This is a genomic window from Myxococcus sp. CA040A (assembly GCF_013336725.1).
Taxonomy (GTDB): Bacteria; Myxococcota; Myxococcia; order Myxococcales; family Myxococcaceae; genus Myxococcus; species Myxococcus llanfairpwllgwyngyllgogerychwyrndrobwllllantysiliogogogochensis.
Genome location: NZ_JABUMR010000018.1, coordinates 15,484 through 41,849 on the forward strand (window position 1 = coordinate 15,484; position 26,366 = coordinate 41,849).

Below are 26,366 nucleotides of genomic sequence, written 5' to 3' on the forward strand. Positions count from 1 at the left end.
GGCCCCGAGGGAGCACGCATCGTGATTGTCAGCATCGATGACCTGCGCCAGCGAGCACGACGCCGGTTGCCCCGAACCGTCTTCGACTACGTGGAGGGCGCCGCCGACGACGGTTTCACCTCCGGCGCCAACCGACGCGGCTTCGACCGCTATCTCTTCCGAGCGCGGGCCCTGGTGGACGTGAGCGCGGTGGACCACTCCACCACGCTGCTCGGAGAGAAGCTGGCCACCCCCATCATCCTGGGCCCCACGGGGCTCGCGGGGCTGCTCGCGCCTCGGGGTGAAGAGCTGGCCGCGAAGGCCGCGGCGAGCCGAGGCACCGTCTTCACCCTCAGCACCATGTCCATCGGAACCCTGGAGGAAGTGGCCGCCGCGGCGCCCTCCCCACTCTGGTTCCAGCTCTACGTCTGGAAGGACCGGAGCGTCACGCGTGCGCTGGTGGAGCGCGCGAAGGCGGCGGGTTATCGCGCGCTGTGCCTCACGGTGGACGTGCCCGTCATGGGCAACCGGGAGCAGGACCGGCGCAATGGCTTCACCCTGCCTCCTCGCGTCCAGTTCTCCAATGTGATGGACGTGCTGCGCCACCTGGGCTGGGTGCTGCGCATGTCAAAGAGCCCCCGAGCCACCTTCGGCAACTTCGTGGACCATCCCTCGCTGACCCGCACCGACGCGGTGGGTGTCGCGCGCTTCACCAACAGCCAGTTCGACCCTTCGGTGACGTGGAAGGACGTGGAGTGGCTTCGCTCCATCTGGACCGGCCCGCTCGTGCTCAAGGGCATCACCTGCGCGGAGGATGCGCGACAGGCCGTCTCGCTGGGTGTCGAGGCCGTCATCGTCTCGAACCACGGAGGCAGGCAGCTCGACTTCCTCCCGGGCGCCATCGACGTGCTGCCGGAGGTGGTGGATGCAGTCGAGGGCCGAGCGGAGGTCATCCTCGACGGGGGCATCCGCCGAGGCTCCGACGTGGTGAAGGCCGTCGCCATGGGCGCCCGCGCCTGCATGGTGGGTCGCCCCTTCCTCTACGGGCTGGCGGCCGGCGGACAGGCGGGCGTGGAGCTGTCACTGGACATCCTCACCTCGGAGATTGACCGGACGCTCGCGCTGCTGGGTCGTCCCCTGCTGAGTGAACTGGACCGCTCCGCGCTGCGTGTCGATACCCCCGCTACCCTGGAACCCACCGCGTCCCCGCACCGACTGGAGACTTCCACCGTCACGAGGCGGGCGGGTGGGACAAGCGACACCTGAGTACCCCTCGGGACAAGGAGGTCAGGTTGACGGCGCGAGGTGACAGCCGTTAGCTTGCCGTTCCGTGTTGACGCCTTTCACTCCGATGGCCGCGCTGTTCCGCCGCTGCTGTCGGTCGTGTGCCTGTTGTGCCCTCTCGGGCCTGGGCTGTTGAAGCGCGCGCCGGAAGCCTCCTGATTCCCTCCGCGCCTCGCCTGGCCCCACCTCCGTCCCGAGGGCTGGGTCTGTTCCGTTGTTTCCCGCACACCGCTTCCCGACGCTCCCTCATGCACCTTCTCTCCACCCAGCCAGTCGCGACGCAGCAGGCGCCCCACGGGGCCCGCTGTGCGTGCTGTCTGGCGTGTGCGTGTGAGGTGTGTCCGCCGACAGGCGGGCCCCGAGCCTCGAGGAGCGGATAGCGGTTCCATCCCTTCTCCCCTGCTCGCGCGGCCCGCCCTCGAAAGAGGCGCGGGCCGTCTGCTTTTCAGCCCCTGGAGTCCACCGTGTCCGTCGTGTCGTCGTCCCCCGCCCTTGGAATCGCTCGCGAGCCCGCGGCCCTGCTCGCGGAAGCCGCGTCGCTCGAAGCCGCCACCACCGAGGAGATTCTCGCCTGGGTCGAGCAGCGGCTCGGCGCGCGCGCGGCCATCGCCTCGAGCTTCGGAGTGGAGGACATGGTCCTCATCGACCTGGCGCGCAAGCACGCGCCCAGCCTGCGCGTCTTCACCCTCGACACCGGTCGCCTGCCGTCGGAGACCTACGAGCTCATCGAGGTCGTCCGCAATCGCTACGGCATTCCCGTGGAGACCTACTTCCCGGAGCGAGCCCGCGTCGAGGCGCTGGAGTCGACCCAGGGCTACTTCTCGTTTCGCCGGAGCCTCGACGCGCGCAAGGAATGCTGCGCCATCCGCAAGGTGGAGCCCTTGCGTCGCGCGCTTCAGGGACTGGACGGTTGGGTGACGGGGCTGCGGCGCGAGCAGTCCGCCAACCGCACCGAGGTCGCCGTCGTCGAGCACGACCGCGACCACGGCGGACTGCTCAAGCTCAACCCCCTGGCGGCCTGGAGCCGGCAACAGGTGTGGAGCTACATCCAGGCGAACGCCGTCCCGTACAACGCCCTGCATGACCGGGGCTACCCGTCCATCGGCTGCGCGCCGTGCACGCGCGCGGTGAAGCCGTACGAGGACGAGCGCGCGGGCCGGTGGTGGTGGGAGTCACGAGAGCACAGCGAGTGCGGACTGCACCCCGTACGGTGACGCGGACTCCCGCCATGGCGACCTCTACCCCTATCGACTATCCCGTCTGCCTCCGGCTCGAAGGCCGCCGCGTCCTGCTGGTGGGCGGAGGCGCCGTGGCCGAAGGCCGGGCCCTGGCCCTGCTCGAAGCGGGCGCGCGGCTCCACCTGATAGCCCCTGACGTCACCGACACCCTCCAACGCCTGGCCGCCGAGGGACGTCTGGACTGGGAGCGCAGGGCCTACGCCTCCGGCGATGTACGCGGCCACGCGCTGGTGCTGGCCGCGACGGATGAGCCCGCCGTGAATCAACACCTGACGGCCGAGGCGCGTGAGCTGGGCTTGTGGGTGAACACGGCGGACGAGCCGGAGCTGTGCGACTTCACCCTGCCCTCGGTGGAGCGACGAGGCCCCATCACCGTGGCGGTCTCCACCGCCGGTCAGGCCCCCGCGCTGGCGCGCCACCTGCGCAGGGAGCTGGGGGCCCAGGTCGCGCCCCACCACGTCTGGCTGGCGAGGCTGAGTGGATGGCTGCGCCGACGGCTGCCTCGTGGTCCCCGGCGTCAGCGCCTGCTGAAGCAATTGGTGGAGGGAGAGCCTGGCGCGCTGCTCGCGCGCGGTGAGCGAGGGGCCGCGGTGGCTCGGCTTCGCTCGGAACTGAAGACCTTCAAGTCGTCTGGAGAGTTCACATGAAGGAGTCGTCGAGAGGGCGCGTGTACCTGGTGGGTGCGGGCCCTGGAGATCCAGAGCTGCTCACGCTGCGCGCGGCGCGCTTGCTGCGAGAGGCGGACACGGTGGTGCATGACCGGCTCATCCACCCCGGAGTGCTGGAGCACGCGCGTCCGCACGCCCGGCTCATCTACGTGGGCAAGGAAGGTGGGGGCGAGTCGGTACAACAGGAGGCCATCCACGCGGTGCTCATCGCCCAGGCGCGGCTCGGCCGCACCGTGGTGCGCCTCAAGGGCGGAGACCCGTTCGTCTTCGGTCGCGGCGGGGAGGAGGCCCTGGCGCTGGAGGCCGCGCGCATCCCCTACGAGGTGGTGCCCGGCATCTCCTCGGGCATCGCGGTGCCCGCCTCCGCGGGCATTCCCGTCACCCATCGGGACATGTCTGGCGAGGTGACCTTCGCCACGGCGTTCCGCGCGGGGGGAGCGCCCGACTGGGGCTTCCTCGCACGCGCCCAGACGCTGGTGCTGTTCATGGCGGGAAACCGCTTGGAGGAGACGACGGCGGCCCTGGTCACCGCGGGGCGCGCGGCCTCAACGCCCGCAGCCCTGGTGGAAGCAGGCACCTGGGAACACCAGCGCGTGGTGGAGGCCACCCTGGGCACCGTCGCCCAGGAGGCGCGCAAGGCCGGACTGGGCTCTCCCTCGCTGCTGGTGGTGGGCGAAGTCGTCGCGCTGCGCGCTCGGCTCCCTTCGCTCGCGGCGAGGAATCACACGGCGACGGGAGACTCCGTCCCCCGGTTCGCGGAGGCGGGACATGACTGACACGACCCACGCACGCTCCACTCATCTGGAGGAGCTGGAAGCGGAGAGCATCCACATCCTCCGCGAGACGGTGGCGGAGTTCGCCAACCCGGTGATGCTCTACAGCATCGGCAAGGACTCGCAGGTGCTGCTGCACCTGGCGCGCAAGGCCTTCCACCCGGCGCCCCTGCCCTTCCCGCTGCTCCATGTCGACACGACGTGGAAGTTCCGGGACATGTACGCGTTTCGCGACGCCTTCATCGCGCGACACGGCCTGCGGCTTCTCGTCCATCAGAACCACAAGGCGCTCGCCGAGGGCATCAACCCCTTCGACCACGGCAGCCAGAAGTACACGCACGCGATGAAGACGCAGGCACTGCTCGAAGCGCTCGCGCTGCACGGCTTCGACGCCGCCTTCGGTGGAGCCCGCCGCGACGAGGAGAAGTCCCGCGCCAAGGAGCGCGTGTTCTCCTTCCGGGACAAGCATGGCCAGTGGGACCCGCGCCGGCAGCGGCCGGAGCTGTGGAACCTCTTCAACGGCCGCGTGGACGCGGGCGAGAGCATGCGCGTCTTCCCCCTGTCCAACTGGACGGAGCTGGATGTGTGGCACTACGTCCTGCGCGAGAAAATCCCGGTGGTGCCGCTCTACTTCGCCGCCGAGCGCCCCGTCATCGACCGGGGTGGCACGCTGCTGATGGTGGATGACGAACGCATGCGCCTGCGCGCCGGGGAGCGGCCCACGCTCCGGCGGGTGCGCTTCCGGACGCTCGGCTGCTACCCGCTCAGCGGAGCCATCGAGTCATCCGCCACCACGGTGGAGGCCGTCATCCACGAGATGGTCCACGCACGTCAGTCCGAGCGCCAGGGCCGACTCATCGACCACGACGAAGAAGGCTCCATGGAGCTGAAGAAGCGCGAGGGGTACTTCTGATGGACACCGCACTCCAGGCCGTTGCGCAACCCGACATCCAACGACTCCTCGACGAGCACTCCAACCGGGCGCTGCTGCGGCTCGCGGTGGTGGGCTCGGTGGACGATGGCAAGTCCACGCTCATCGGCCGACTCCTCTTCGAGTGTGACGGACTCTTCGAGGACCAGATCTCCGCGGTGCGACGTGCCAGCGCGAAGCGGGCCGCCGCCCGGACGGAGCTTCCTCCAGAGCTGCTGGTGCAGGGGCTCAAGGCCGCGGCGGGCGCGGGTGACGAGGAGGAGCTGGACTTCTCCCTCTTCACCGACGGCCTGCGCGCCGAGCGCGAGCAGGGCATCACCATCGACGTGGCGTACCGGTACCTGTCCACGGCGCTGCGGAAGATCATCATCGCCGACACGCCAGGACACCTTCAGTACACGCGCAACATGGCCACGGGTGCCTCCACGGCGGACGCGGGCGTCATCCTGGTGGACGCACGACTCGGCGTCCTGCCGCAGACGCGGCGCCACGCGTACATCGCCTCGCTGCTGGGCATCCCCTACCTCGCGGTGGTGGTGAACAAGATGGACCTGGTGGGCTACGAGCGCGCGACGTTCGAGCGCATCGGTTCCGAGCTGGTGGACTTCGCGCGCACGCTGGGCTTCGAGGGCGTGCGCCTGTTCCCCGTCAGCGCCAGCCGGGGCGACAACATCACCCGCCTCAGTCCCCGCACACCCTGGCACGAGGGCGGCACACTGCTGGGCTGGCTGGAGTCGCTTCCTCACCAGCGAAGGCTCGACGGCGCGCCCTTCCGCTTCCCCGTCCAGTACGTGCTGCGGCCCCATCAGGACTACCGGGGACTCGCGGGCCAGGTGGCCTCCGGCACGGTGCGCGTGGGAGACGAGGTGCAGGTGCTGCCCTCGGGTCGCAGGACGCGCGTGGAGGCCATCGACACCTTCGACGGCGCCAAGGAGGAAGCCTCCGCGACGGACTCCGTCACACTGCTGCTCACGGACGACGTGGACGCCAGCCGAGGCGACCTGCTCGCCCACGTGGACCAGCCGCCCCTCGCGCTACAACACCTGGACGCGATGCTGGTGTGGTTCGGTGAACAGCCGCTGGACGTGACTCGCCGCTACCTGGTGAAGCAGACCACGCGCACGGCGCCCGCGCAGTTCGAGCGTGTGCTCTGGCGCAAGGAGCTGGAGACCCTCTCGGAGGTGCCCTCGGAGTCGCTGGCGCTCAACGACATCGGCCGCGTCCGGCTGGTGTGCCGCCGGCCCCTGTTGTGCGACCCGTACCAGGAGAACCGGCGCACGGGGGCCTTCATCGTCATCGACGCGCTCACCCACGACACCGTGGGCGCGGGCATGGTGCTCGGCCCCGCGGAGTCCACTTCGCGCGCCGGTGCGTCGCTCGTCACGAGCGCCGAGCGACACGGACGGCTGGGCCAGGTCGGCGCCGTCGTCCTGCTTCCCGCCACACCCGAGGCGGCCAGTCGCGCGTTCGCGCTGGAGCGTGAGCTGTTCAACCTGGGCCGCCATGTCGCCACCGTGCCCGGGGATGTGGAAGTGGCCCTGGCCCTGGCGCGCGCGGGCTTGTTCGCCCTGGTCTACACGGAGGCGCCCCAGGTCCGGCGTGCGCTGCGAGAGGAAGCCCATGACGCGGGCACGGGCTGGTGGGAGCTGGACGACGCGGAGGCCCCGGAGCAGTGGGCACGACGCCTCACCGCCCCACGGGAGGACGCGACATGAGCGCCTCCTCCCCAGGCAATCTCACCCTGTCCCCGCCTCCTTTCATCGGCGCATTGCTGGGCGCGGAGAAGGGCACGTTGCTGCTGGAGCTGGTGGCGGGGCTGGACCCGACGGCGCTTCATTGGCTGAGTGGTTACGCCGCGGGCCTCGCGGCACGCCCCGGTGCGGTCTCCACGGCGGCGTCCGTCGCCATGGCTCCCACGGCGACACCCGCCGCGCCCCTCACCATCGTCTACGGCACGCAGACGGGAAACAGCCGGCTGATCGCCGAGCGACTCAAGCACCAGACGGAGAGCGCGGGCCTTCCCGTGCGCATCATCCGGGCCAGTGAGTACCCGGTGCGAGAGCTGGCACGCGAGAAGCTGCTGGCCGTGGTCATCAGCACGCAAGGAGACGGAGACCCTCCCGACGACGCGCGTGGGTTCTGCGAGCACCTGCTGGGCAAGCGCGCTCCCCGACTGGAGGGCCTGAGCTACGCGGTGCTCGGACTCGGGGACACCAGCTATCCGAAGTTCTGCGAGGTGGGGCGGGCACTCGATGCGCGACTGGCGGAGCTGGGTGCCACGCGACTGGTGGAGCGCGCCGACTGCGACCTGGACTTCGAGCCCATCGCCACCGGCTGGTTGGACCAGACGCTCGCTCGCGCTCGCGAGGCGCTCGAACCGCGCACGCCCTCCGTCGCCACCGTCGTCCCGCTGAGAGGCGCCACGGCGACACCCACCGTGGGCAAGGAGGCCCCCTTCTCCGCGACCGTGCTGGTCAACCAGCGCATCACCGGACGAGGCGCGCTCAAGGACGTCCGCCACGTCGAAATCTCCCTCGAAGGCTCCGGTCTGGAATACGCGCCGGGCGACGCGTTGGGGGTGTGGGCGCCCAATCCACCGGAGCTGGTGGACGCCGTCTTGAGGCAACAGCGACTGGATGGTGCGGAGCCGGTGACGCGCGACGGGAAGACGCTCCCGCTGGCGGTCTGGCTCTCGGAGGGACTGGAGCTGACGCGCCTGAGCCGGCCCTTCCTGGAGCGACACACCACGCTCGGCGCGAGCACCGCGCTCCAGTCCGTGCTGACGCCCACGGGCGCGGAGGCCTTCCGCGCGCTGCTGAAGAGTCATCAGGTCATCGACGTGCTTCGCCAGCACCCCGCGCCGTGGAGCGCGAAGGAACTGGTCCTCGCGTTGCGCAAGCAGACGCCCCGGCTGTACTCGATTGCCTCCAGTCCCAAGCGCGTGGGTGAGGAGGCACACCTCACGGTGGCGGTGGTCGACTACACGGCCTTCGGCGAGCGCCACCTTGGCGCCGCGTCATCCCACCTGTCCACGCGAGGGGCGGACGCGGACTCGGTGCGGGTCTTCGTGGAGCGCAACGAGCGCTTCCGGCTGCCGGAGGACACGGACCGGGACGTGGTGATGATTGGCCCCGGCACGGGCGTGGCGCCCTTCCGGGCCTTCGTGCAGGAGCGCGCGGAGGTCGGCGCGCGCGGACGCAACTGGCTGTTCTTCGGAGAGCAGCACTTCCGCAGCCAGTTCCTCTACCAGTCGGAGTGGCAGGAGGCGCTGAAGAAGAAGACGCTCCACAAGCTCTCGCTCGCCTTCTCCCGCGACACGGCGGCGAAGGTCTACGTCCAGCACCGGCTGCGCGAGGCGGGCAAGGAGCTCTACACCTGGCTGGAAGGCGGCGCCCACCTCTACGTGTGCGGCGATGCCCAGCGCATGGCACCGGATGTCCACGCGGCCCTGGTGGACGTCATCGCCGAGCACGGTGGCCGCGGCCGAGAGGACGCCGAGGACTGGCTCAAGACGCTGCGTGACGAGCGGCGCTACCTGCGTGACGTCTACTGAATCCTTCTGACTGTGAGCAATGACATGAGCACCCAGCCCAAGCCCCTCTCCGAAGTGGAGCACATCAAGGCGAACAGCCGCCTTCTGCGCGGAACGCTGGCGGAGAGCCTGGCGGACCCGGTGACGGGCGCCATCTCCACGCCGGACACCAGCCTCATCAAGTTCCACGGCAGCTACCAGCAGGATGACCGGGACCTCCGCGAGGAGCGTCGCCAGCAGAAGCTGGAGCCGGACTACAGCTTCATGCTGCGCACCCGGCTCCCCGGGGGCGTCTGCACCGCCGCGCAGTGGCTCGTCATGGACGGGCTGGCGCGTGAGCACGCCAACGGCACCCTGCGCATCACCACGCGGCAGGCCTTCCAACTGCACGGCATCCTCAAGGGCGACCTCAAGCCAACGATTGCGCGCATCAACGCCGCCCTCATCGACACGCTGGCCGCCTGCGGCGACGTCAACCGCAACGTGCTGTGCAATCCCAACCCGGTGGACACCCGCGTGCATGAAGTGGTGTACGGCTGGGCGGTGCGCCTGTCCGAGCACCTGCTGCCCAAGACTCGCGCGTACTACGAGCTCTGGTTGGACGAGGAGAAGGTGGCCGGCGGCGAGGAGGAGCCCCTGTACGGCGCCACCTACCTGCCCCGGAAGTTCAAGGCCGCGGTCGCGGTGCCGCCCGAGAACGACGTGGACCTGTTCGCGCAGGACCTGGGCTACATCGCCATCATCGAGGACGGCGTCCTCCAGGGTTTCAACGTCGCGGTGGGCGGCGGCCTGGGCGCGACCCACGGTGACGCCAACACCTTTCCCCGGCTGGCGGATGTGCTGGGCTTCGTGCCTCCCGAACAGATGCTCGCCGTGGCCGAGGAGGTGCTGAAGATTCATCGTGACCACGGAGACCGGGGCAACCGCAAGCGCGCGCGCCTGAAGTACGTCCTGGAGGACCGGGGCGTAGCCTGGTTCACCGAGGAACTGGAGCGCCGCCTCGGCTTCAAGCTGGAGCCCACGCGGCCCTTCACCTTCGAGCACAACGGAGACCGCTTCGGCTGGAGGGAGGGCCACGACGGGCGCTGGCACCTGACGTTGCATCTGGACAGTGGCCGCGTGGCGGACCGGCCCGGCGCGCTCCACCTCACGGGGCTGCGCGAGATTGCCCAGGTGCATGCCGGCGACTTCCGGCTGACCCCCAATCAGAACCTCGTCATCGCGGGAGTGCCCCCGGAGTCCAAGGAGCACATCGACGCGCTCGTCCGGGCCCATGGACTGGAGAGCTTCCGGACCGCCAGTCCGCTGCGGCGCAACGCGCTCGCCTGCGTGGCCCTGCCCACGTGCGCCCTCGCCATGGCCGAGGCGGAGCGCTACCTGCCGACCTTCGTGGAGCGCGTGGAGGGCCGACTCCAGGCGCATGGCCTCCAGGACGCCAACATCCTGCTGCGCATCACCGGCTGCCCCAACGGCTGCGCGCGCCCCTACCTCGCGGAGATTGGCCTCGTGGGCAAGGCCCCCGGTCGCTACAACCTCCACCTGGGCGGGGATGCCCGGGGCCAGCGCCTCAACCGACTGGTCCGAGAGAACATCGACGAGGCGACCATCCTCTCGGTGCTGGAGCCACTGTTCGCGGCGTATGCGAGCGAGCGACAGCAGGGTGAGGGCTTCGGCGACTATCTGGTGCGGGCGGGGCACGTCCCCGCGCCTCCGTCCCGCACACCTCAGGCCGCCTGAGCGACGCGCTCACTCACGCGCCGAACCAGCCACGCTGGCGGGCCTCTTCCAGACGGCCCTCCAGGTACTCCCACAGGGCGGGGCACCCCGCCTGGATGGGGGGCGCGATGCGTGCCACCACCCGCGCGTGACTGATGCCGTTCTCCCGCCAGCTCTGTCCCTCGTTGGAGAGGTTCAGCAACACCGGCATCGCACGGTCCACCGCGTTCGCGTAGCGGGCCTCGGGAGTCTCCGCCTGCTCGAACTCCTTCCAGAGCGCGAGGAACGCCGGGCCCTGGGGCGCGGGCAACAAACCGAAGATGCGCTCCACCGCGGCCAGCTCCGCCGCCTTGCGCTCCTTCCACCCGCCCTCCACGAACGCCAGCGTGTCGCCGGTGTCGATTTCGCCCACGTCATGCACCAGCAGCATCCGGACCACGCGGTCCTGGTCAATCCCAGGCGGAGCATGGTGGGACAGGGAGAGGGCCAGCATGGCCAACTGCCAGCTGTGCTCCGCGGAGTTCTCGTAGCGAGCAAGGCCCAACGGTTTGACCTTGCGCGTGACACCCTTGAGCTTGTCCAGCTCCAGGATGAAGCCGATGACCTGTTGCATTCCGTCGCCGTGAGCCATCCCCGGATTGTTCCCCACCCCCCAGGCCCGCTCAACCCCTGAAGCGCCACCCCGAGGAATCAGGGAATGACCTTCGCGCGGCGGAAGTCATCGAAGAGGCGCAGGAACATCGCCTCGGTGTCGACGAACTCGTGGAAGCCGAAGCGCCGCGCCTTGGTGCCGTCGGCGAACATGTCGTAGTCCCACGAGAAGACGAAGTCACCGAAGCGCCAGGAGGACACGTCCTGGTAGGAGTGGCCCGCCAGCCCGTGCTTCTCCGTCATCGCCTTCCAGAGCGGCGCCTTGTCCGCCATGACGACGTCGAGCGACATCTGCAGCGGAGGCGCCACCTCCAACCCGAAGTAGCGGGCAATCTTCGGCCACAACTCGCTCCAGCGAAACAGGTCGCCATTGTTGATGTTGAACGCCTGGTTCGCGCAGCGCGCATCCGTCGCCGCCCACACCGTCGCCTTCGCGAGCAGCCCCGCGTCGGTCATCTCCAGCAACGAGTGATACGCACCGGGCTTGCCAGGGAAGCGCAGCGGCAGCCCCAGCTCCTTGGAGATGGACGCATAGACGGCAATCACCAGGGCCAGGTTCATCGGGTTTCCGAGCGCGACGCCGCCCACCACCGACGGACGCAGCGCGGTCCACGTCCACGCCTTGCCCTTCTGCCGCTGCTCCAGGAAGCGCTGCTGGTCCACGTTGAACTCGGGCGGCATGTGGTCCGGGTCCGTCTCCCGGGCCGGCGTCTTGAAGGGCCCCAGGTGCGCGCCGTAGACCTTGTAGCCCTGCATGAGACTGACGTGGCGCAGGCCCGCGGCCACCGGCTCGATGGCGTCCACGACGTTGACGAGCATCGCCAGGTTGGGCGCGACAAGCTCCGCCCACGTCGGCCGCTCCTGGTACGCGGCGTAGAAGATGTGCGTCACATGGCCCAGGTTCGCCAGCTTCACGCGGCAGTCTTCCGCGTCGAGCAGGTCCACCTGCACGTGCCGCACGCGCTCGGAGGAAGGGCCGCCTCGCCGGGACAGGCCGATGACCTCCCAGTCACCCAGCGACTCGAGGTGCTCGATGAGGTTGCGACCGATGACACCCTGCGCGCCCACCACGAGGGCGACCTTGTTGACCGTGCTCATGACACTCCTCCTTGCAGCATTCGTTCGTTGGGAGCGCCGAGGCGGCGCTCGCGGGACTCCAGGCGCAGCGCCAGGAGGACGATGAAGATGGCGGACACCGGCACCAGCGCCGACACCCACGTGACGGCGCCCAGGCCCGGGCCGCGGTCGATGATGACGCCACCGAACCAGGCGCCCAGCGCGTTGCCCAGGTTGAAGGCTCCGATGTTGAGGCTCGACGCGAGGCTCTGACCGGCCCCTTCGGCCTTCTCCAGCACCCACATCTGAAGCGGCGGCACCGTGGCGAACGCCGCCGCGCCGAAGAGGCCGATGGCGATGACCGTGAGGACGCGGTCATGCAGGACGAACGTCATCCCGAACAGCACCAGCGCCAGCACCGCGAGGCTGCCGAGGATGGACGGCACCAGCCGCCGGTCCGCGAGCTTGCCGCCCACGAGGTTGCCCACCACCAGCCCACCGCCGAAGACGAGCAGGATGGGAGACACCGCCGTCGGCGAGAAGCCGCTGAGCCGCGTCAGGATGGGCGCGATGAAGGTGAACACGGTGAACACCCCGGCGAAGCCGAGCACCGTCGTCAACAGCCCCAACAACACCGGCCGCCGGCCCAGGGCCCGCAAATCAGCGCGCCAGTCGTTCGCCTCTTGCGACGCCTCGTCACGCGGCACGAACAGCGCAATCACCGCCACGGCGAGCAGGCCAATCAGCGCCACGGCCCAGAACGTCGAGCGCCATCCGAGCGACTGCCCCAGCCACGTGCCCAGCGGCACGCCGAGGATGTTCGCCACCGTCAGGCCGGTGAACATGATGGCGATGGCCGACGCGCGCTTGTCCACCGGCACCAGGCCCGTGGCCACCACGGAGCCCACGCCGAAGAACGTACCGTGGGAGAGCGCGGTCAACACCCGCGCGGCCATCAGCGTGCCGTAGGTGGGCGCCAGCGCGCAGCCGATGTTGCCCAGCGTGAAGATGACCATCAACCCCAGCAGCACGTGCTTGCGGGACCAGCGCCCCGTCAACACGGTCAGCACCGGGGCGCCGGCCACGACGCCCAGTGCGTAGCCGGAGATGAGCAGGCCCGCCGTGGAGATGGAGACCCCCAGGTCCGTGCCCACCTCCAGCAACAAGCCCATGATGACGAACTCCGTGACGCCGATTCCAAAGGCGCCCGCGGTCAATGCGAACAAGGCCAGCGGCATGATTCGCGGCCCTCCCGTGAAGAAGTTGGATGGGGCCTTGTATGGACGGGGCGAATTCGCTGCGGTAGAGCGACGTGCGGAATAGGACTTGTGAGTTCGGCTCACCATGGCTCGCCTGGACGTCAATCGCTTCGGAGAGATGGAAGTCTTCGTGAAGGTGGTGGAGCTGGGAGGCTTCTCCGCCGCGGCGCGAGCCTTCCGGATGACCCCCTCCGCGGTGAGCAAGCTGGTGGCCCGGCTGGAGCAGCGGTTGGGGGCTCGGCTGGTCAATCGCTCCACGCGCGCGCTCCAGCTCACGCCGGAAGGCTGCGGCTTCTATGAACGCAGCGTGCGAATCCTGGGTGAGCTCGACGAGGCGGAGCGCGGTGCCGCCGCGAGCGACGAGCCCAGTGGGCGACTGCGCATCAACACCAACCCAGCCTTCGGGCGCTGCATCCTCATCCCCCTGCTCCCCGGCTTCTTCGCCCGATATCCGTCGGTGACGGTGGACCTCACGCTGACGGACAAGCTCATCGACCTGCTCGATGACCGCACGGATGTGGCCATTCGCCACGGGCAGCTCAAGGACTCCCAGCTCACCGCGCGCAGGCTCGGTGAGACGCGGATGGTCATCGTCGGCTCGCCGGACTACCTGAAGCGCCAGGGCGTGCCGAAGACTCCGGGCGAGTTGGCGTCACACAACCGGCTGGGCTTCAGCTACGCGCGCGCCATCGAGGGCTGGCCCCTGACGGAGTCCTCCTCGCAGCTCTCGCTGTCCCCGGTCGGCAACATCCAGGCGAGCGACGGCGAAGCGCTGCGACAACTGGTGCTGGCCGGAGTGGGCCTGGCACGGCTCGCGCGCTTCCAGGTGAAGGACGACCTGGACGAGGGCCGCCTCGTGGCCGTGCTGGAGGAGCACAACCCCGGCGACACGGAGGTCATCCATGCCCTCTTCCTCAGCCAGGGCGGACACCTGCCCGCGCGCGTGCGCGCCTTCGTGGACCACCTCACCACGCACGTGCGCCTGCCCTGACGGGCGACGACGCGCTCAGCTTCGCGCCAGCGCCTCGGCGAGCCTGGGCAGCACGTCTCCAGCGCTCGCTTCCACGCGGAGGTCCGCCAGCTCCACGCCACGACACTCGCCCAGGTTGAGGATGGCGATGGGCACGTGGCGCTCCGCGGCGCGGACGAGGAAGCGATAGCCGGAGTAGATGGCGAGCGACGAGCCCACCACCAGCAGCGCGTCCCCTTCTTCCAGCAAGGCGAACGCCTCCGTCACCGTGGGCGCGGGCACGTTATCGCCAAAGAACACCACGTCCGGCTTCAGCGTCCCGCCACAGCGCACGCAAGCGGGCACCTGAAAGGACTGGAGCGCCTCCGACGACAGCTCCGCGTCACCGTCCGGCCGAAGCTCCAGCACCTGGTGGGAGAAGTCCGGGTTGAGCGCCAGCAGTCGCGCCTGCAGGTCGACACGCGCCTCCTGCGCTCCACAGTCCAGACAGCGCACGCGAGCCAGCGCGCCGTGCAGCTCGATGACGCGCGAGCTGCCCGCGGCGTGGTGCAACCGGTCCACGTTCTGGGTGATGAGGCCGGGGACATGTCCACCCTGCTCCAGCGCGGCCAGCGCCCGGTGCGCGGGGTTCGGGTGGGCGGAAGCGAAGCGGGGCCAGCCGAGCAGACTCCGGGCCCAGTAGCGGGCCCGCACCTCGGGGCGCTGGAGGAACTCCCGGTGCTGGATGGGATTGCGCGCCCGGGCCCGCGTGCCCGGCCCGCGATAGTCCGGGATGCCTGACTCGGTGCTGCAACCCGCGCCTGTGAGCACCACGGTGCGCCGTCCGCGCAGCAACGAGACCAGGGCGTCCACATCCTGGGCGGCCCCGGGAACGGGCGACGTCTGCGGCAGAGAGGTCATGGCGGCCTACGTATAATGGCCTCCCCGGCGGCTTGCCCAGACTCCCTGTCGGGCCCCCACCGCGACGCCCACCTCGCGGGCCAGGCCGGCGGTCGGGCCGCTGCTCGGCGCCCGTGTTAGAGTGGGCATCAGGGGCCAGTTCCGAGGAAGTACATGTACGCGTTGGTTCTTGTCCTGTTCTTCGCCTCCCAGGCTCCGGCCTCGGCGACCGAGCAGCCCCCTTTCCACGGCGCCCCCGGGCTTCAGGCCGCGTATGAGCAGGCTGACGCGGCCTTGCGGAACGACCAGCCGGAAGAGGCGTTGCGCAACTTCCACCGCTTGCTCGCGGATGCCCCCGAGCATCCCGCGACGCACTGGCTCCACGGGCGGCTGCGCCTCAAGCGGGGCCATTTCGCCGAGGCCGAGACGGCGCTGAGTCAGGCCCTCGCGCGCGGCATCGACCCGAGGCATCGCGAGGAGGTCGAAGGTCAGCTCGACGCCGTCCGACGGCACCTGTCGGCCATGGAGGAAGCGCGCCTGGGGATGTCGTCGGAGCACGGCGTGAACGCTCACGACCCGGAGTCGCTCTTCGACGCGGGGATTCGCTCCCTCGAGGCGGGCGAGGTCGAGGGTGCGCTGGCCCATGCACGGCGACTGACGGCGCTCGCGCCCTGGAATGGCGAGGGCCATGCGCTGCTCGCCGTGATTCTGGAGATCCGGGGAGACGACGAGGCCGCGCGGGAAGCGGTCCGGCGAGCCCGAGAGCTGGGCGCCACCCAGGGACTGCTGCGGGTCGTCGAGGAGCGGTTCGAGGACCGGCGAAGGGGGTGGCTGCTGGTGGGGATTCCCCTCGGGATGGCGCTGTTCCTGGGGTTGGGGCTGCTGCTCTCCTGGCTCGCGGGCCGAGCGTTGTCCTCGGCGCAGTTGGGCCGGCTCCAGGCGAGCGACCTGCACTTGCTGCGTGAGGAACAGACCGCGAGCGAGCGACTGGTGGACCGGCTCTACATCGCGGTGCTCTGGTTCTCGTCCCTGCTGTTCTACGTCGCCGTGCCAATGATGGTGGTGCTGACCCTGGCCGTGTTCGGAGGACTGCTCCTCGCCATGGCCATGATGCCCGTCATCCCGGTGAAGCTCCTGTTCATCGTGGTGATTGCCTGCCTCGGTGGCATCATCGGCATCTTCCGGGGCTTGTTCTTCCGCGACGCCCAGCCAGACGAAGGCCGCGCGCTGAAACGCGAGGAGGCCCCGCGCCTCTTCGCCGCGCTGGAGGAAGTGGCGGACGTCGCGAAGTCGCGCAAGGTGGACCGCGTCCTCATCGACGCGGGCACGGGAATCGGCGTGAGCGAGCGAGGAGGACGGTTGAGGGTGCTGCTGGGACGTGGTGAGCGGGTCCTCCAACTGGGGCTGGGCGTCGTGCGACTGCTCACGGTCTCCGAGCTCAAGTCCATCCTCGCGCACGAGTATGGCCACTTCTCCCATGGCGAGACGCGGCTGACTCCCGTCATCGGTCGCATCCAGATCCAGATGGTCCGCATGCTCCACGCCATCCAGGCGGCGGGCTGGGCCTCCATCAATCCGGTGTGGTGGTTCCTGCGCACGTACTTCTTCGTCCACCTGCGCATCACCGCCGGGCACGGACGCCGCAGGGAGCTGCTCGCGGACCGGGTGTCCGCGCTCGCCTATGGCGGCGACACCTTCGCTCGCGCGCTGACGAAGGCGGTGGAGGGCAGTGACGCGTTCAAGCGCGGCATGAGCGTGACGGTGGGTCTGCGCGCCACGGGAAGGCCCACGAAGGACCTGTTCCACACCATCGACGTGGTGGCCCGGGACACGCCGCTCGAGTTCCAGGCGTTCATGCATGCGCAGCTCTTCGCGTGCCCCGTGGACGCGTACGACACCCACCCGCCTCCTTCCGAGCGCATCGAACGCGTGGCGGGCCTCCCTGGTCACCGCCCTGTCGAAGACACGTCCGCGCTGACGCTGTTCGCCGATGGCGAAGCGCTCACGGCCGAGCTGGGCGGAGAGCTGCTTTCGAACCTGGAGAACACACTGGAGGGTCAGGGCCACGAGGCCGCCCCGCCCGTGGACGTGACGGACGAGGAGCGGGACCGCCTGGCCGCCGCCCTCGCCCTGCACCATGCGGCAGTCGTCCTGGGAGAACACCAGCACCCGGTCGCCTATCCCCTGCTTCAGGAGTCGGTGGGTCGACTCGAGCAGACCGCCGGTGAAAAACACCCGTATCTGGTGCCCCTGCTCACGGACCTGTCGAGGCTCCACGTCGAGCACCAGGCGCTCGACGCCGCGAGGCACGCGCTCCAGCGCGCCATCGACATCGTCCAGTCCCGGCCGGACCACGTGCGGCAAGAGGTGGATGCACTCAACGTGTTGCTGTCGGAGATTCCCCACGACACCAGAGCTGAGTCCCGCACCGACTGAACCTCCGCAAGGAGCGAGCATCCGTGGTAGACGCCTTCCGCATGCCGAACTGGCAATGGAAGGCGTTCTCGGAGCTGACGTTGGACGAGCTGTATGACGTGCTCGCCCTGCGCCAGGAGGTGTTCATCGTGGAGCAGAAGTCGCTCTACCTGGACGTGGACGGGCTGGACCGGAGCGCCCTCCACCTCCTCGCCTTCGAGGACGCAGGCCCTCAGTCCTTCCTCTCAGCCTATCTGCGCATCCTCCCACCCGACGTGAAGTTCCCCGGCGCCTCCAGCCTGGGCCGCGTGGTGACGTCACCCAGGGCGCGAGGGCGTGGACTGGGACGAGAGCTGACGGCGCGAGGCATCACCCGGCTCGAAGCCCTCTACCCCGACGCGGACATCCGCATCTCCGCGCAGGACTACCTGCGGGCCTTCTACACAAGCCTCGGCTTCGTCGCCGAGGGTGACATCTACGACGAGGACGGCATCCCGCACATCGAGATGGTCCGCCGCCCCCGACGCTGAGCAACGCCGCGTACACGCGCGACGGGAGCGCCTCACGCTACGTGTGACAGGCGCCGTGGTTTTCGCGCCCCCTGAAGCTCAAGGGGATGCCGTTGCTGGAGGCTCCGCGTCAGCGACCCGAAGGAGGTGTTCGGTGCCGTCCACTCGCACGGGACACTCGAAGCCCACCGGACGCCCGTCGGAGCCCGCGTCCGCCGCGAGACTCGGGCCGGACAGAAGGGCCAGCGCAAGCACCATCACTGAGCGGACCGTACGGTGAATCGAAGGGAGGGGCATGCGGTGACTCCCACTGTGTCGCTGAAATGTCCCAGACATACACCCCGGGCACAACCGCTCGCCAACCGCGGTCCCTCCACCGCGCGCTGACACGGGCGGACTACAGCTTGCGCAACCGCACGCGCTTCACCTTGTGGTCCGGTCCCTTGAGCAGGATGAGCCGGGCGCGCGAGCGAGTGGGCGCGATGTTCTGCGCCAGGTTGGGGCCGTTGATGTCGCCCCACACGGACTCGGCCATCGTCACCGCTTCGTCCTTCGTCAGGTCGGAGAAGCGGCGGAAGTAGCTGCGCTCGTCGCGAAACGCCGTCTGCTGGAGCCGCAGGAAGCGGTCCACATACCAGCGGCGGATGTCCTGCTCGCTCGCATCCACGTAGATGGAGAAGTCGAAGAAGTCCGACAGGAAGGTGTGCGGCACCCGCTGTCCGGTGGCGCCGGACTGGAGCACGTTGAGCCCTTCCAGGATGAGGATGTCGGGCTGGCGGATGACCTTCGCCTCGTCGGGCACCACGTCGTAGACAAGGTGCGAGTAGACCGGCGCCGACACCTCTGGACGTCCCGCCTTCAGCTCCGCGAGCAGGCGCACCAGCGCGCGCCGGTCATAGCTCTCCGGAAAGCCCTTGCGCTTCATCAGCCCGCGCTCGGTGAGGACGCGGTTGGGAAAGAGGAAGCCGTCCGTGGTGACCAGCTCCACGCGAGGATGGTCCGGCCACCGGCCGAGCAGCGCCTGGAGGATGCGGGCCGTGGTGCTCTTGCCCACCGCCACGCTGCCGGCGATGGCGATGATGAACGGCACCTTGCTGGTGGAGCCCCCCAGGAACGCCTGCTGCTCCATCCACAGTCGCTGGGCCGCGGCCACCTGGAGATTGAGCAGCCGGGACAGGGGCAGGTAGACGTCGGAGACCTCCTCCAGGTCCAGGTGCTCACCCAGCCCCCGCAGACCGTCCAGGTCCTCCGTCGTGAGCGTCAGCGGCGTGGACGCGCGCAGCGCCCGCCAGGCTTCGCGCTCCAGCTCGACGAACATGGACACCGAGGGCGCAGCGGGTGCGGACATTGCGAGTCTCTCCTGCGGGTGCTGGATATCGCGCCTACCACAGCGGGGCGGGCCGCGCGCGGACTCAGGTGCCCGAGGCAGGGTCCCAGCCGTAGAAACGCTTCAGCTCTTCATACAAATCCGGCGTCTTCTCGCGCATCCGCGTGGGGCGCTCGAAGAAGTTCTCGGTGGCCACCGCGAAGAACTCCGCCTCGTTGACGGCGCCGTAGTCATCCAACACCTGGCGCTCCCGGGGGCGCCCCTCCTGGAGCCCATGGTAGTGCTCGCTCATCACCGAGGCCCAGGTCCGGTAGTGCGAATAGCTGCGCAGCTTCGGCGTCCCGTCGAAGGCCCCGTCCGCCCGGTCCAGGACGTGGGCGAACTCGTGCGTGGCGGTGTCGTGGCCATCATCCGGGTTGCGCAGGCCCCCGAGCACCGCGGCCCAGGAGAGGATGACGGAGCCCCAGTTCTTGGCCTCGCCCAGCACCATACCGGTGCGGTCTGGCAGCAGGAAGGCATCGGGGTAGACGATGACTTCGCGCAGCCGGTCGTAATAGGCCAGGTCCAGGTGCACCACGAGCTGCACGGCGGTGGCGGACACGACGACGCGAATCTCGTCGGTGATTTCCAGTCCCCCGGCCCCGATGAACTCCTTCTCCCAGGCGAAGACCTTCAGCTTGGCGAGGAAGTCGTCGCGCAGCGCGGGAGACAGCGTGGCGAAGAAGGGCACTCGCGCGTCGAGGTAGCCGAGCCAGTCGGGAGGAAAGGGCCGACGCATGAGACGTCGGCGCCGCAGCTGACGAAAAATACCGGTCATCGGGTCGGCGCCCCGGGGGTCCCAGGGCTTCCTGGGGTCAGGCATAGCAAATGTTTCGCGGAAGTTCCTTGCCCACAGTCCGTGGCCCCACGAGGCGCGGGGGGCGGTAGGGTGGGCCTCCATGGGTCCAGGCCGGCGGCCCCGAGCAGTCACGGGACGTGCGACGAGTCATGAGCAGACGTGTGGTGAAGTGGTGCGCGGCGCTGGGAATCGCCCTGTTGTCGGGGCAGGCGGACGCGCAGGGTCCGGGGCAGGTGGTGGACGAGGTGGCGGTGCGAGGCCCCGAGAAGACGCTGCCGGAGACGGTGCGCTCCTTTTCGCGCATCGACACCGGCGACGAAATCACCTTCGAGGAGCTGGACAAGGTGGAGCGGCGGCTGGTCGCCACCGGCCTGTTCCAGGAGGTGAAGGTGAGCCTGGAGCCCACGGCCCCCAACCGTGTGCGCCTCATCCTGGAGGTGGAGGACAAGGCGTCCTGGGTGGTGGCGCCCACGTTCGCGCTGTCCTCGGACAACATCGGCGGCGGCCTGCTGTACGCGGAGAACAACCTCTGGGGCCGGGCCAAGAAGTTCGCGACGGCCGCGCAGGTGAGCACGGCGGAGAGCGGCATCTTCGCCGGCTACCTGGACCCGAACCTCTTTGGGTTGCCGCAGCTGCGGTTCAGCCTGGAGGGCCAGCTTCGCAGCGACCGCATGGACGAGTACCAGCCAGGAGCGGGCCAGGAGGACCCGGTCGTCGTTCGGCGCACGCGGCTCAACTCGGCGTCCATCTCGAGCGAGCTGGGGGTGATGCTCTTCGAGCGCGTGCGCGCCGCCGTGAAGTACCGGCTGATGAGCATCGACGCGAAGTCCCCGGACCCGGAGAAGGAGGTCACCACGCCCGCGTTCTCCATCGGACCCTCGCAGCGAGATACCTCCCTGCGCCTGATGGTGGGGATCGACACCCGGCAGAACCTCCACGCGGTGATGGAGGGCCTCAACCTGGAGGCCTCCTACGAGGTGTCCAACCCCGGCGTGTGGAGCGACTTCAGCTACCGGCGCTTCGGGTTGCTGTACCGCCATGGCCTGCGCCTGTTCGAAGAGCACAACCTGGTGCTGCGCGGTGAAGCCGCCGCGGGCGTGGACCTGCCCTTCCACCAGGAGCTGGTGATGGGAGGCAACGGCCTGCGGGGCTTCGTCCACCGTCAGTTCCGAGGCGACACCCGGCTGTCCTTCACCGCCGAGTATCACTTCCCCCTCTTCACCATCCGCTCGCTGTCCTTCCGGGGCGTGGGCTTCTCCGACACGGGGCTGATGGCGTGGAGGGAGCTGCCCTCGGACGGCGAGCTGCGGGACGTGAATGGGCGCGTGGTGCGCGGCTACCTGCCCGACAGCCAGAGCGGACTGAAGGGCGCCACCCTGGCACAGGGCCTCGGCGCGGGGTTGCGGCTCTACCTGCGCAACCTCGTGCTGCCCCTGGTGGGAGTGGACGCCGCCTACGGAGTCAACTCCGGGGAGTTCCGCTTCTATCTGGTGGCGGGAGTGAGTCCGACCTGAAGCAGACTGTCAGCCGGGCCGGCGGCGTGGCGTCAGGTGCGACGCGTCCGCTGGCCTCTCTCCGAAGCCTCAGATGTAGTCGGCGGAAGTCTCCCCTTCTCTTGTGAGTGCTCGCCATGTCCCAGGACCGCTTCACGACGAGCCGCGAGGTGTATCACCGCATCCGGTGGGACCCTCGCCTGGAGGCTCGCGAGTTCGTCATCGGCTACGACGCGCACGGCGAGGCCCTGGAGGAGATGCCCTTCGAGGCCTTCGTCCCGGACGGTGAGATTCCGTGGCACCGCGTCTGGTACTTCAAGCGTGGACGCGAGGTGATGTGGGACCGCAAGGAACGCATCGACCGGCTGAGTCACACCGCGTCCCCCACCGAGGAGCCCGCGCCCGCACCACGTCGCGCGAGCGCGGCTCCTGGCTTCACACCCCTCCCCTCCTATCGCTACGACACGCGCGCGGAGGAATGGAGGAAGGTGTCGCCCTCCCCGAACGAGGTGGTAGCGACACCGGACGTGCTCACCGTCGTCACGTTCAACGTCCTCTTCGACTTGTATGACGCGGAGAAGCTGGAGACCGAACGCAGGACTCCGGCGACGATGAACCTGTTGCGCGAGACGGATGCGGACGTCATCGCCCTCCAGGAAGTCACCACCTCCTTCCTGCAAACCCTGCTCGATGAGTCGTGGGTGCGTGAGCACTACTGGGTGTCGGACGGCCCGGAGGCGAACACGGTGGAGACCTATGGCCAGGTGCTCCTGTCGCGCGTGCCTTTCGCTTCGGTGTGGCAGCGCGTCTTCTCCAGGGACAAGCGCATCATCGCTGGCGAGCTGCGGGTGGCGGGCACTTCGCTGTGGGTGGCCACGCCTCACCTCACGAGCAACCGGGATGCGTCCGGCGCCGCCGCGCGAGGCATGCAGGTCCAGGCGCTCGTCGACTGGGCTCGCGAGCTGACCGCATCGGCTGAAGGCGGGGCACCGGACATCGTGCTGGCCGGTGACTTCAACTTCGGAGAGGGAGAGCAGGAGGCGGACACCTTCACACGGGCGGGCTTCGTGGATGCGTGGCCCACCTTGCGGCCCTCGGAGACCGGGGAGACCTACAACCCCCTGCTCAATCCGCTGGCCGCGCTCACCACCGTCTCCGGTCGACTCCAACGACCGGACCGCGTGCTGGTGAAGTCTCCATCGGGTCGACTCGTTCCGGAGGCCGTTGGCCTCTTCGGCGAGGCCCCGCTGGCCGGGCCTCCGGCGCCTTCCGGAGACGCCCTCTTCGCCTCCGACCACTTCGGAGTCCGCTGTGTCCTGGCGCGTGAGGTTTACTCGCGGCCCAGCACCCTCCCGGGAGCGGAGCGACGGGTCCATCACACGGCCGTGGTGCTCATTCCACCCGAGGCCGCGTGGCCACCCATCCAGGCCTTGCGCAAGAAGCACGACGCGAAGTTCGAGCGGTGGATGCCACACGTCACGCTGATCTACCCCTTCCTCCCAGAAGAGGACTTCGACACCGCCGAGGCGGTGCTCGCGGAGACGCTCCGAGACATCGAGCCCTTCGACGTGACGCTCTCCTCTTTCGCCCACTTCGAGCACCGAGCCAATGCGACGGCCTGGCTCCGGCCGGACACCCAGCCCGAAGACGCGCTGGCGGCCCTGCACGCGAAGCTCGTGGCGGCCGTGCCCGAGTGCGCGCCCCCAACCCACGGATTCACACCGCACCTCTCCGTGGGACAGCTCCCACGCACGGGGGACGTGGAACTCGAACGGACGATTTCCTCGTGGGCCCGAGGCTGGCGTCCGGTGAGCTTCCGCGTGAACGAGGTCTGCATCATCCGTCGCAAGGGCGACACCCCGTTCGAAGTCGTGCGGCGAATTCCCCTGGGAGCATCCGCCCCGTCCCGGAAACCAGGGCCGGCGGAGTCGCAGGCGGCGGCCGGGCAGGAAGACACCCCGCTGCGCGCGGTGCTCGGGACCCTGTGCGCCCAAGCGACCGATGCGTCACGTGCGTCCAGACTCCAGGCGGTGGAACACCTGATGGAGCTCTGCGAACGCGTGGGCACCACGCTGCATCCCTATGGCTCATCGCTGCTCGGCACGGATGGACCGGACAGCGACGTGGACGCGGTGGCCATTGGCCCCGCCACCCTCTCCCGTGAGGATTTCGCGCATGCACTGCTTCGAGAGCTGGAGAAGCAGCCGCCCTCCGCATCGGGCTCCGCGCGATTCGTGGCCGATGCCGCCATTCCCCTGGTGAAGCTGTCACTGGGAGGCGTGAGCTTCGAGGTGTCCTACGCCAGCCGTCCCGAAGGCGTGGCTCCTTGCGAGCCCTCGACGCTGCTGTCGCTCCATGGAGAGGAGCTGGATGTTGCGGGACTCCGCTCCGTCCTGGGACTCGCGGACATGCAAGGCGTGCTGGAAACACTGGGCGAGGACGAAGGACAGCGCGAGCGATTCCGGACCCTGCTTCGCGCGGTGAAGACGTGGGCCAAGGACCGGGGCGTCTACTCGCATGCGCTCGGCTATCTCGGCGGGCTGTCGTGGACGGTGCTCGCGACGTGGGCCTTCACGAGGGCGGCGCCGGGCACGGTGAAGACCGACGCTGAGCTGCTCGCCCACTTCTTCGGGACCTTCGCCTCCTGGCCCTGGCCACAGCCCGTGGCCCTCACGCCGGAGCTGGCGCGCTATCGTCCGGATGGCAAGCGAGACCTGATGCCCGTTATCGCCCCGGCCGCACCCGCGCGGAATACGGCGCGCAATGTGTCGCGCTCCACATTCCGCGTCCTCCGCGATGAGTGGATTCGCGCTCGAGCGCTCGTGGCGGAAGCCCGTGCGGCGGGTACGACTCTCGCGTGGGAGGCGTTGTTCCAGCCTGTCGACACCGCCCAGGACCTGCCCACGCGGCTGCGCCTGTCCGTCGAAGCACGCTCCGCGGCGGACCACGAAGTCGCCGTGGGCTGGGTCCTCGGCCATCTCACCGCCCTGGTGTACCGGCTGGAAGGGGACCGGCGGCTCTCCGTACGCCCGCTCCAGGCCCCACCCGCGAAGGGCTCTTTCGTCATCGGCCTGAGCACCCGGGATGCGCAAGATGCGGGCGCGCTGGCCTGGAAGCCGGGCAGCCCGCTGGTCGAGGCCGTGGAGTCCTTCCGCGCATCCTTCCTGGAGTGGGCGCACCGTCCCGAAGGCACCGTGCTCCAGGTGGAGTTTCTACGGGGAAACAACAGGGGCGGATTGGACTCACAGGCCTCGTAACGCGTTGCACCAGCCGCGACCTCATGTCACGAATTGGAAAGGCCAGACCTTTCCATGAGAGCAACGACCAGGCTCCGCGCCTCCTTTTCCAGGAGGCTGTATGAGCAAGCGTTGGAGTGGTGTGACGGCCACCGTGGTGGCCTCACTGGTCCTGCTGGCGTGCGGCGGAATCGCGACGGAAGCCGACGACTCGGCGGTCGCAAAGCTCGAGCAGCAGTCCGCCGAGGCGGGCCTTGGCCACCAGTGCGGCGATGGCGAATGCGATGGGAACGAGCGCGTCACCTGTCCTTCGGACTGCCCGGCCTCTTGCGGCAATGGCATCTGTGAAGTGGGCGAGAATCAATCGACGTGTCCCACCGACTGTGGATATTCGCCGTACTGTGGCGATGGTGTCTGCGGCGCGGGCGAGAACTGCCCGGTGGACTGCGGCCCCGTGTGTCTCACGCCCAAGGCAATCACCCCTCCGCCCCAGGATGAAAACCTCATCCATGTGTGCGGCGACGGCTATTGCGAAGTGAATGAGTACAGCAACTGCCCCAGGGACTGCTGTTCCTAGCGCGGACCAGTCGGAGCACCCGCCCGGCACCTTCCCCGCCACGTCCTGCGAACAACTCCCGGAGTGAGTTAGACTTCACATCAGGTCATCTTCTCCGGGGGGTCCTGTCTTGGCGGAAACCTATCGTGTCGCGAAGCTTCCCATCCGACTTCGCGGCTTCGTGGAGCCGGACACGAACGCGCAGTTCGAGGGCTACGTCGAGCCAGGCACCTACTTCGTCCTGGACGAGCGCCTCGGTTTTCCGACGCCCGACACGGACTACGTGCGCCTGGAAGTCCCGACGTTGGGCGCGCTGGACACCTGGATTTGCGTGCGCTGGCGGACCCAGCGCTACGCGACCGTCGTCCAGCAGGAGAAGCCGCCTCCGGCCGTAAGGCTGCCTTTTGACGACGAGCCGCTGGCCGTGGCCGAGGACCGGCTCGTCGCGCTCCTCGGCGGGCTGCGCGACTACCGTTACGACCCGGACAAGGCCTACTACCCGTGGACGCTGCCAGGCATTCGCGTCCCCCTGGGGCCTCCCCGGTTCAACAACTGCTGCACCTTCGTGGAGGCCCTCACCGTGAAGGCCTTCGCCGATGCGCACGGCGCGGCCTTCGCATGGGACTCCCGCCGTCACCGACAGATGATGATTGCCTCCGCGGAGGATAACTTTTCCCCCGTCACCTCCGCCGTCGAGAGCGGCATGGCCATCCCGCCTCCGTCAGCGGACGTGCCACCCCACCCGTGGACACTCATCCAGGGCTGGCGAAACCAGTGGCGCTCCGGCCACACGCTCCTCGTCGTGGACCATCACCCCGCGACGGACAAGGTCCTGGTCCTCGAGTCCAACTGCGCCTTCGGGCTCGACGGCGTCGGCTACCGGGGCATCGGCAACCTGCGGGACAAGGGCATCCAGCCGCCCGCGGCGTGGTGGAAGCTGCCGGACGTGTGGACGTGGCGCCAGCTCTGCTCGACCTACCTGTTCAGGCAACAGGCGTGGCTCAAGGTCAAGAACCGCTCCCTGTCGCGGCTGTCACCCACGGACCCCTGAGGCCC

The 26,366-nt window shown here is 69.0% G+C and carries 21 protein-coding genes; 15 read left to right on the top strand and 6 right to left on the bottom strand.

The window, feature by feature from the left end:
* Positions 1-21: 21 nt before the first annotated feature.
* The 8 genes from HUA75_RS43590 (at position 22) to cysI (ending at position 10,142) form a co-directional block, all read left to right on the top strand.
* Entirely contained in the window at positions 22-1,245 is a 1,224-nt protein-coding gene (locus HUA75_RS43590) for an alpha-hydroxy acid oxidase (RefSeq protein WP_174489811.1), read from the top strand.
* 482 nt (positions 1,246-1,727) lie between these two features.
* Positions 1,728-2,477, top strand: coding sequence for a phosphoadenylyl-sulfate reductase (locus tag HUA75_RS43595; protein ID WP_174489812.1), 750 nt, complete (start codon positions 1,728-1,730; stop codon positions 2,475-2,477).
* Positions 2,478-2,491: 14 nt separating this feature from the next.
* A complete protein-coding gene (locus tag HUA75_RS43600) occupies positions 2,492-3,148 on the top strand; it encodes a bifunctional precorrin-2 dehydrogenase/sirohydrochlorin ferrochelatase (protein ID WP_141644628.1) in 657 nt (218 codons plus the stop codon).
* Positions 3,145-3,945 carry a uroporphyrinogen-III C-methyltransferase gene (gene cobA, locus HUA75_RS43605; RefSeq protein WP_141644627.1) on the top strand — a complete coding sequence of 267 codons (801 nt, stop codon included), beginning with the start codon at positions 3,145-3,147 and terminating at the stop codon, positions 3,943-3,945. Before HUA75_RS43600 ends, cobA begins: the two co-directional genes overlap by 4 nt.
* On the top strand, positions 3,938-4,855 hold the full coding sequence (gene cysD / locus HUA75_RS43610; RefSeq protein ID WP_174458398.1) for a sulfate adenylyltransferase subunit CysD: 918 nt from the start codon (positions 3,938-3,940) through the stop codon (positions 4,853-4,855). The genes cobA and cysD overlap by 8 nt, the downstream gene beginning before the upstream one ends.
* Complete coding sequence (locus tag HUA75_RS43615; protein ID WP_174489813.1) at positions 4,855-6,588, top strand: GTP-binding protein; 1,734 nt, start codon at positions 4,855-4,857, stop codon at positions 6,586-6,588. The genes cysD and HUA75_RS43615 overlap by 1 nt, the downstream gene beginning before the upstream one ends.
* A complete protein-coding gene (locus tag HUA75_RS43620; protein WP_174489814.1) occupies positions 6,585-8,426 on the top strand; it encodes an assimilatory sulfite reductase (NADPH) flavoprotein subunit in 1,842 nt (613 codons plus the stop codon). The genes HUA75_RS43615 and HUA75_RS43620 overlap by 4 nt, the downstream gene beginning before the upstream one ends.
* A gap of 24 nt (positions 8,427-8,450) precedes the next feature.
* Positions 8,451-10,142: an assimilatory sulfite reductase (NADPH) hemoprotein subunit gene (gene cysI / locus HUA75_RS43625; RefSeq protein WP_174489815.1), complete on the top strand. Its 1,692-nt coding sequence runs from the start codon at positions 8,451-8,453 to the stop codon at positions 10,140-10,142.
* A gap of 13 nt (positions 10,143-10,155) precedes the next feature.
* On the opposite strand, the gene HUA75_RS43630 is transcribed toward cysI, so the two are convergent.
* Genes HUA75_RS43630 through HUA75_RS43640 form a run of 3 tightly spaced genes read right to left on the bottom strand, consistent with a single transcriptional unit; the run spans position 10,156 to position 13,066 of the window.
* On the bottom strand, positions 10,156-10,752 hold the full coding sequence (locus HUA75_RS43630; RefSeq protein ID WP_217446549.1) for an HD family hydrolase: 597 nt from the start codon (positions 10,750-10,752) through the stop codon (positions 10,156-10,158).
* 59 nt (positions 10,753-10,811) lie between these two features.
* The gene (locus HUA75_RS43635; RefSeq protein ID WP_141644621.1) at positions 10,812-11,870 is read right to left on the bottom strand and encodes an SDR family oxidoreductase; all 1,059 of its coding nucleotides are present in this window, start codon (positions 11,868-11,870) and stop codon (positions 10,812-10,814) included.
* The gene (locus tag HUA75_RS43640; RefSeq protein ID WP_174458402.1) at positions 11,867-13,066 is read right to left on the bottom strand and encodes an MFS transporter; all 1,200 of its coding nucleotides are present in this window, start codon (positions 13,064-13,066) and stop codon (positions 11,867-11,869) included. Before HUA75_RS43640 ends, HUA75_RS43635 begins: the two co-directional genes overlap by 4 nt.
* 106 nt (positions 13,067-13,172) lie before the next feature.
* Here HUA75_RS43640 and HUA75_RS43645 point away from each other — a divergent pair, with 106 nt between their 5' ends.
* Positions 13,173-14,078: a LysR family transcriptional regulator gene (locus tag HUA75_RS43645; RefSeq protein ID WP_141644619.1), complete on the top strand. Its 906-nt coding sequence runs from the start codon at positions 13,173-13,175 to the stop codon at positions 14,076-14,078.
* 15 nt (positions 14,079-14,093) lie between these two features.
* On the opposite strand, the gene HUA75_RS43650 is transcribed toward HUA75_RS43645, so the two are convergent.
* Positions 14,094-14,957 carry an NAD-dependent protein deacetylase gene (locus tag HUA75_RS43650; protein ID WP_174489816.1) on the bottom strand — a complete coding sequence of 288 codons (864 nt, stop codon included), beginning with the start codon at positions 14,955-14,957 and terminating at the stop codon, positions 14,094-14,096.
* 153 nt (positions 14,958-15,110) lie between these two features.
* Here HUA75_RS43650 and HUA75_RS43655 point away from each other — a divergent pair, with 153 nt between their 5' ends.
* Both HUA75_RS43655 and HUA75_RS43660 read left to right on the top strand, forming a co-directional pair.
* Positions 15,111-17,372 carry a tetratricopeptide repeat protein gene (locus tag HUA75_RS43655; RefSeq protein ID WP_174489817.1) on the top strand — a complete coding sequence of 754 codons (2,262 nt, stop codon included), beginning with the start codon at positions 15,111-15,113 and terminating at the stop codon, positions 17,370-17,372.
* A gap of 41 nt (positions 17,373-17,413) precedes the next feature.
* Positions 17,414-17,881: a GNAT family N-acetyltransferase gene (locus HUA75_RS43660; protein ID WP_141644632.1), complete on the top strand. Its 468-nt coding sequence runs from the start codon at positions 17,414-17,416 to the stop codon at positions 17,879-17,881.
* Between the two features lie 376 nt (positions 17,882-18,257).
* Here HUA75_RS43660 and coaA read toward each other — a convergent pair whose 3' ends face one another.
* Positions 18,258-19,208, bottom strand: coding sequence for a type I pantothenate kinase (coaA, locus tag HUA75_RS43665; RefSeq protein WP_141644616.1), 951 nt, complete (start codon positions 19,206-19,208; stop codon positions 18,258-18,260).
* A 64-nt stretch (positions 19,209-19,272) separates the two neighbouring features.
* Positions 19,273-20,004, bottom strand: a complete 732-nt coding sequence (locus HUA75_RS43670; protein ID WP_174489818.1) for a M90 family metallopeptidase — start codon at positions 20,002-20,004, stop codon at positions 19,273-19,275.
* Between the two features lie 170 nt (positions 20,005-20,174).
* Between HUA75_RS43670 and HUA75_RS43675 the strand changes: the two genes are divergently transcribed.
* The 4 genes from HUA75_RS43675 to HUA75_RS43690 all read left to right on the top strand — a co-directional run bounded on the left by HUA75_RS43675 (position 20,175) and on the right by HUA75_RS43690 (position 26,361).
* Positions 20,175-21,539 (top strand): BamA/TamA family outer membrane protein, encoded by a 1,365-nt coding sequence (locus HUA75_RS43675; RefSeq protein WP_174489819.1) that lies wholly within the window; start codon positions 20,175-20,177, stop codon positions 21,537-21,539.
* A gap of 116 nt (positions 21,540-21,655) precedes the next feature.
* On the top strand, positions 21,656-24,775 hold the full coding sequence (locus HUA75_RS43680; protein ID WP_174489820.1) for a poly(A) polymerase: 3,120 nt from the start codon (positions 21,656-21,658) through the stop codon (positions 24,773-24,775).
* A gap of 100 nt (positions 24,776-24,875) precedes the next feature.
* Positions 24,876-25,331 carry a hypothetical protein gene (locus HUA75_RS43685; RefSeq protein ID WP_174489821.1) on the top strand — a complete coding sequence of 152 codons (456 nt, stop codon included), beginning with the start codon at positions 24,876-24,878 and terminating at the stop codon, positions 25,329-25,331.
* Positions 25,332-25,440: 109 nt separating this feature from the next.
* Positions 25,441-26,361, top strand: coding sequence for a hypothetical protein (locus tag HUA75_RS43690; protein WP_141644611.1), 921 nt, complete (start codon positions 25,441-25,443; stop codon positions 26,359-26,361).
* The last annotated feature ends 5 nt before the right edge of the window (positions 26,362-26,366 follow it).

Excerpts from the sequence above, each read along its gene's own strand:
- HUA75_RS43600 (WP_141644628.1), top strand. The coding sequence starts at position 2,492 with ATGGCGACCTCTACCCCTATCGACTATCCCGTCTGCCTCCGGCTCGAA.
- cobA (WP_141644627.1), top strand. The coding sequence starts at position 3,145 with ATGAAGGAGTCGTCGAGAGGGCGCGTGTACCTGGTGGGTGCGGGCCCT.
- cysD (WP_174458398.1), top strand. The coding sequence starts at position 3,938 with ATGACTGACACGACCCACGCACGCTCCACTCATCTGGAGGAGCTGGAA.
- HUA75_RS43615 (WP_174489813.1), top strand. The coding sequence starts at position 4,855 with ATGGACACCGCACTCCAGGCCGTTGCGCAACCCGACATCCAACGACTC.
- HUA75_RS43620 (WP_174489814.1), top strand. The coding sequence starts at position 6,585 with ATGAGCGCCTCCTCCCCAGGCAATCTCACCCTGTCCCCGCCTCCTTTC.
- cysI (WP_174489815.1), top strand. The coding sequence starts at position 8,451 with ATGAGCACCCAGCCCAAGCCCCTCTCCGAAGTGGAGCACATCAAGGCG.
- HUA75_RS43630 (WP_217446549.1), bottom strand. The coding sequence starts at position 10,752 with ATGGCTCACGGCGACGGAATGCAACAGGTCATCGGCTTCATCCTGGAG.
- HUA75_RS43635 (WP_141644621.1), bottom strand. The coding sequence starts at position 11,870 with ATGAGCACGGTCAACAAGGTCGCCCTCGTGGTGGGCGCGCAGGGTGTC.
- HUA75_RS43640 (WP_174458402.1), bottom strand. The coding sequence starts at position 13,066 with ATGCCGCTGGCCTTGTTCGCATTGACCGCGGGCGCCTTTGGAATCGGC.
- HUA75_RS43645 (WP_141644619.1), top strand. The coding sequence starts at position 13,173 with ATGGCTCGCCTGGACGTCAATCGCTTCGGAGAGATGGAAGTCTTCGTG.
- HUA75_RS43650 (WP_174489816.1), bottom strand. The coding sequence starts at position 14,957 with ATGACCTCTCTGCCGCAGACGTCGCCCGTTCCCGGGGCCGCCCAGGAT.
- HUA75_RS43655 (WP_174489817.1), top strand. The coding sequence starts at position 15,111 with ATGTACGCGTTGGTTCTTGTCCTGTTCTTCGCCTCCCAGGCTCCGGCC.
- HUA75_RS43660 (WP_141644632.1), top strand. The coding sequence starts at position 17,414 with ATGCCGAACTGGCAATGGAAGGCGTTCTCGGAGCTGACGTTGGACGAG.
- coaA (WP_141644616.1), bottom strand. The coding sequence starts at position 19,208 with ATGTCCGCACCCGCTGCGCCCTCGGTGTCCATGTTCGTCGAGCTGGAG.
- HUA75_RS43670 (WP_174489818.1), bottom strand. The coding sequence starts at position 20,004 with ATGACCGGTATTTTTCGTCAGCTGCGGCGCCGACGTCTCATGCGTCGG.
- HUA75_RS43675 (WP_174489819.1), top strand. The coding sequence starts at position 20,175 with ATGAGCAGACGTGTGGTGAAGTGGTGCGCGGCGCTGGGAATCGCCCTG.
- HUA75_RS43680 (WP_174489820.1), top strand. The coding sequence starts at position 21,656 with ATGTCCCAGGACCGCTTCACGACGAGCCGCGAGGTGTATCACCGCATC.
- HUA75_RS43685 (WP_174489821.1), top strand. The coding sequence starts at position 24,876 with ATGAGCAAGCGTTGGAGTGGTGTGACGGCCACCGTGGTGGCCTCACTG.